Origin of the sequence: Halorubrum sp. SD626R, from assembly GCF_001261915.1 — an archaeon.
Classification (GTDB): domain Archaea; phylum Halobacteriota; class Halobacteria; order Halobacteriales; family Haloferacaceae; genus Halorubrum.
This window is the reverse complement of record NZ_CVRT01000132.1, coordinates 1-5,105: the sequence shown is the minus strand read 5'-3', so window position 1 is coordinate 5,105 and position 5,105 is coordinate 1. Positions and strand designations below refer to the sequence as shown.

Here is a 5,105-nt window from a genome sequence, read left to right as displayed (position 1 = left end):
GTCAGCTCCGAGAGCGGGACGCCCGCCATCGGGTACGACGAGCCGTGCGAGGACTTCTGCGAGATCGAGAGGTCGAGCTCGTCGGCGACCAGCTCCGCGTCGTCCGCGAAGAACTCGTAGAAGTCGCCGCACTGCATCGCGAGGACGTCCGCGTCCGTCTCCGCCTTGAGATCGAGGAACTCCCCGACGATCCCCGTTGGCATATACCCGTACTCCCGCCGTGGGCGGGTAAAACCCTGCGGGTGCCGCGCCCCGATCGCCTACACTCGGTTCCGGCGCGTCACCGCCCGGTGTACCGCCCCGGAGACGCCGAACAGCACCGCGAAGAGGATCGCGTATGCGTGGCCGGAGACATTCGCGAACGGGACCGTCCCGATCCACGCCGCGCCGCCGAGCAGTCCGCAGACGACGGCGAGCCCCAGGTAGTACTCGCTCCACAGGATCTCGTTCTCGGAGACGACTTCGAGGTACACCTGGAGCTTCCGACTCTCCTCGGTCAGCGAGACGATTCCCCTGTTCGGCTCGTACGCGATGAACTCGCCCTCCGCCAGTTTCGGCAGGTGCGACTGGTGGAGCGCGGTGTAGACGCGCTTCCGCTGTTTGTACGTCACCTCGTTGATCTCGAGGTCGTTCTCCCACGCCGCCAGCTGCTCGGCGATGTCGCGGACGCGCGACTCCGGCCCGTTCCGCTTGAGGTACTTGATCACGTTTCGCCGCCGTGCGTTGCTTAACGCGGTGAAAATTTCGTCATGCGAGGGTTCGTCCCCGTCGGTCTTCGGGTCTCGTTCGACGGCGATTTGTGGTGTCATATTCGTGTTCAACGGGGACCGCACTCTCCTCCGCGAGGACGTGTCTGTCGTCACTAACTACTGCCCCCGATATCAATTGGTACCATGCTCCACCATGGTTTACTTACTAGACCCCGTCCTCCACCTGAACTGGGACCGATCGGGAAACCCGATCAGCCGACCGGCGGACGGTCCGCCGCGGACGCTCCGGTCCGGAGCGGATCGCAGCGCCCCCGCAGTCGCCCCGATCCGACCGCGGGAGCCGCGTCCCGGTCCGGTTCGCGACCGGTAGGCGCCGCATACATACGACCGCTTGACGCCAACGTCGACGTATGACAACGTCACGCGACGCGGGGGTCTCGGAGGCGGAGACCGGAGCGACCGACTACCGACTCCTCGACCGCCTCCGACGGCCCGAATACACCGGCGAGAACCGTTGCCTCCCGTGTACCGGAGTCAACGTCGCGATCGCGGCGGCCGGAGCGACGGCGGTGGGCGCGGTCGGCGGACCCCTCCTCGGCACGGCCGGATTCGGGGCCGCGCTCGCCGCGATCTGGCTGCGCGGCTACCTCGTCCCGGGGACGCCGGAGCTCACCAAGCGGTACCTCCCGGAGCGCGTCCTGCGGCTGTTCGGAAAGGGCCGAGCGACTGCGCCGCCGAGCGACGTCGACGCGGAGTCGTACCTGCTGTCGGCCGACGTCCTCGCCGAGACGTCCGACGGGACCGACCTCGCGTTCGCCCCGTGGTTCGCGTCCGCGTGGCGCGCCGCCCTCGACGGGATGCGACTCGACGCGACCGTCGTCGGCGAGGCCGCGGCTGACTCCGACGGCACCGACGACTCCGACCCCGGCGCCGACATAGTGGCGCTCGCGTCGCTCACCGGCGTCGACGCCGAGTCGCTCTCGCTCGACTGGCGCGGCGGGACCGCCTTCGCGTTCGCCGACGGCGACCGCATCGGTCACTGGGAGTCCCGCGCCGCGTTCCTCGCCGACGTCGCCGCCGACCGCGCGCTGACCGACCGGCTCGACGACTGGCGCGCCCTCCCGCTGGCGACGCGAAGCGGCGTGCTCGGCGCGCTCCGGCTGTTCGTCGAGGAGTGCCCCGCCTGCGAGGGCCCCGTGAGCCTCGAAGAGCGCGTCGTCGAGTCCTGCTGTTCGAGCTACGACGTGATCGCCGGGCGCTGTGCCGCCTGCGACGCGCGGCTGTTCGAGACGGACCTCCCGCCGTCGCTCGCGGCCGAATAACGCGTCGTGACCGGTCGACCTGCGGTGAAGCTCTCCGAATCACCGGTCGTTTGTTGATAAATTGAATCGACGGATCGCGGAACTCGGCGTTCGCCTCAGCTCCGGCGCCGCGAGAGCAGGCCGTCGCGTCCGACCCGGAACTGCCGGAGCACGGAGAAGCGGTTGAGCCACAGCTGGTAGGCGCTCGCGGCGGCGAACAGCCCGAGCGCGAGGCTCGTCAACAGAATCGGATCGGCCGCGGAGACGAGGGGCGCGCCGAGCAGCGCCGCGAGGAGAACGGTCAGCGAGACGACGCCGAGCGCGCGGTACAGCTCCGACCACGTCACCCCGCCCGTGGCGACGATCTCGGTGTACAGCGAGACGTCTCGCGCGTGTCGAGACAGCTCGATCGTCTGCGTTCCCCGGTCGTACTCGACGACGCCGAGTTCCTCCAGCTTCGGCAGATGCGTCTGGACGAGCGAGGTGTACACGCTCTCGCGACACCGCTTCGGCGGCGGGCTCTCGCCCGTCTCGCGACCCGCCACCAGTTCGGAGAGCTCGTGGACCGTCACCGTCCCGCCGACGCCCTTGATCTGCTCGAGGGCGCGCCGACGCCGCTCGTTCGCGAGGATGGAATACACCTGCTCCGCCGGGAGGATGTCTGTTCTGGGTTTCATGGGTGTGGATCCGACCTCCGCGCGGCGCGGAGATCGGTCGTTGACGCTACATCCTCCGTTCAGGGGATATGTATGCGCCGGCTACCCCGGCGTTCGACGGTCCTCCGATTCGGATTCGAATCCGCGAAACCGATAGCCCGCGCCCGGACAGTCGTCTCGATCCCGCCTCGCCCGCGACCGTCGCCGCCTCGGAGACGACACGGGTACCATACCGGTCACTTCGGTCGAAGTACGGCGTTCCTGCCGCCTTTTTTGCCGAAGTAGGGACGCCGGACCGCCGGTCGAAGGCGGCGTTTGACCGCACGAACCGTTCGTTCCACCGAATCGAAGCCCGCGTTCGACGGTGACGTGGCTGCTCGTAACTACGTGGGTATCCCTCGGAGGGGAGAGTAACCGATTCGGTCGGCCCAACGCGGACGGGGGGCGAGTCGGGGGAGAAACCATGAGCCAAGACACAAACGACAAAATCGGACTCTCGCGGCGCAAGGTGCTCGCGGGCCTCGGCGCGGTCGGCGTCGCGTCCGCGGGCGCGGGACTCGGTACCACGGCGTACTTCAACGACACCGAGTCGTTCGACGGCAACACGCTCACCGCGGGCGAGCTCGACCTCAAGCTCGACTACAAGTCGACGTACCTCGGCGGTCCCGGGCGCCTGGACGACATCGAGGCGATGGGCTACCCGGACGTCGAGGACCTCGGCGACGGACGGTACCTGCTCGACCAGACCCCGAGCCCTGCGGACATGCAGGCGTGGGAGAACCTCGTCATGGAGGACGACTTCGACTTCTGTTCGCCCGAGGCGGACGAGTACCTCGTCAACGGGGACGGCATTCCGATCTTCACGCTCGAAGACGTGAAGCCCGGCGACTCCGGCGAAGTGACGATCAGCGTCCACATCTGTGACAACCCCGCGTACCTCTACCTCGCGGGCGAGCTGACCGAGAACGCGGAGAACGACCAGTCCGAGCCCGAACTGGGCGACGAGGGCGAAGATACAGACGGGGTCGGCGAGCTCGCCGACAGCATCGAAGTCTGCGTCTGGTACGACGAGGACTGCGACAACGTGTACGAGCCCACCGGCACGGGCCAGCAGAACGAACTGGAGGTCGCGCTCGTCAGCGACGTCTCCGGCTCGATGAGCGGGTCCGCGCTCTCCTCGCTGAAGACCGCCGCGACGAGCTTCGTGGGCAACCTCTCCTCGCCGGACGAGGCCGCCGCGATCTCGTTCAACTCGGGCGCCACGACCGATCAGGAGCTGACGACCAACTACCAGCTCGTCCAGAACGCGATCAACAACTACAGCGCGGGCGGTGGGACGTCGATCGCGGCCGGGATCGACGAGGGAGCCGACGAACTGCTCAACGGCACCAACGCCACTGCCGGCGCCTCGAAGGTGATGATCCTGCTGAGCGACGGGAACTCCAGCGCCAGCGCCGCGACCACCGCGGCGGACGCCGCGAAGAACGCGGGTATCCGCGTCTTCACGGTCGCGCTCGGCAGCGCGAACACGTCGCTGCTCCAGAGCCTCGCCAGCTCGCCGGACGATGCCTTCGTCGCGCCCGACCCGGCCGACCTCGACACCGTCTACGCCGAGATCGCGCAGATCGTCCTCTCGGGCGAGCAGAAGATCCTCTCCGGCACGATGAGCGAGGTCTTCGGGCAGCTCTCCGAGGGCGTCGCGCTCGACGGTGACCGCCAGGAGGAGGGTCGCCAGCCGTACCCCGGCGCGACCACCCAGTGTATCGGCTTCGAGTGGACGCTCCCCGCCGAAGTCGGCAACGAGATCCAGACCGACTCCGTTGGCTTCGACATCGGGCTCTACGCCGAGCAGTCGCGGCACAACGACAATCCGCAGGTGGCGTTCAACGGGACTGACGTGAACAGCACTAGCCCCGGTCCCGCCCCCAACGGCACCGGCAACGTGAGTAATTCGAACTAGCTCCTCGGAGCAACGCGGCCCCGGACGACGAGACACGTCCGGTTCCCGGCTCGGCGCCTTCGGGCGGCCGACGCGGCGGTTCGCGACCGCCGTCGGGAGTTCCCAATAGGGGATGATACACAATGAACGACGACAAAATCGGACTCTCGCGGCGCAAGATGCTGGTCGGACTCGGCGCGGTCGGCGTGGCCTCCGCCGGTGCGGGACTGGGAACCACGGCGTACTTCAACGACACCGAATCGTTCGAGAACAACGAGCTGACTGCGGGCTCGCTCGACCTGTTCGTCCACGTCGACTACTCTGAGGACCAGGGCAGCTACGCGCAGTACTCCACGGAGCCGGGAACGTACGTCGACGGGAACACCGTCGGAATCGACGGCCAAGGCTCGACGGGCGACCCGCTCAGCATTCAGGTCTCCGACCTGAAGCCCGGCGACTCCGGCGAGGGCGAGTTCTGCTTCTCGATCGTCGACAACCC

6 protein-coding genes are annotated in these 5,105 nt (G+C 67.9%); 3 read left to right on the top strand and 3 right to left on the bottom strand.

Features of this window, described 5'->3' with window-relative positions; all coding sequences use genetic code 11:
* Positions 1 to 203: MutS N-terminal domain-containing protein (locus tag SD626R_RS13110; protein WP_141651439.1), on the bottom strand; the 203-nt coding region annotated here is incomplete at its 3' end.
* 57 nt (positions 204 to 260) lie between these two features.
* Positions 261 to 809, bottom strand: a complete 549-nt coding sequence (locus tag SD626R_RS13105; protein WP_092566788.1) for a DUF7344 domain-containing protein — start codon at positions 807 to 809, stop codon at positions 261 to 263.
* Positions 810 to 1,120: 311 nt separating this feature from the next.
* On the opposite strand from SD626R_RS13105, the gene SD626R_RS13100 reads away from it, so the two are divergent.
* Positions 1,121 to 2,032, top strand: coding sequence for a DUF8054 domain-containing protein (locus tag SD626R_RS13100; RefSeq protein WP_092566787.1), 912 nt, complete (start codon positions 1,121 to 1,123; stop codon positions 2,030 to 2,032).
* Positions 2,033 to 2,127: 95 nt separating this feature from the next.
* Here SD626R_RS13100 and SD626R_RS13095 read toward each other — a convergent pair whose 3' ends face one another.
* Positions 2,128 to 2,688, bottom strand: a complete 561-nt coding sequence (locus SD626R_RS13095) for a DUF7344 domain-containing protein (RefSeq protein WP_092566786.1) — start codon at positions 2,686 to 2,688, stop codon at positions 2,128 to 2,130.
* Positions 2,689 to 3,130: 442 nt separating this feature from the next.
* Between SD626R_RS13095 and SD626R_RS13090 the strand changes: the two genes are divergently transcribed.
* Together SD626R_RS13090 and SD626R_RS13085 are read left to right on the top strand one after the other, a co-directional pair.
* The gene (locus SD626R_RS13090; protein WP_092566785.1) at positions 3,131 to 4,627 is read left to right on the top strand and encodes a vWA domain-containing protein; all 1,497 of its coding nucleotides are present in this window, start codon (positions 3,131 to 3,133) and stop codon (positions 4,625 to 4,627) included.
* Between the two features lie 122 nt (positions 4,628 to 4,749).
* Positions 4,750 to 5,105, top strand: a 356-nt coding sequence (locus SD626R_RS13085; protein ID WP_218054136.1) for a SipW-dependent-type signal peptide-containing protein, incomplete at its 3' end; no start/stop codon positions are given.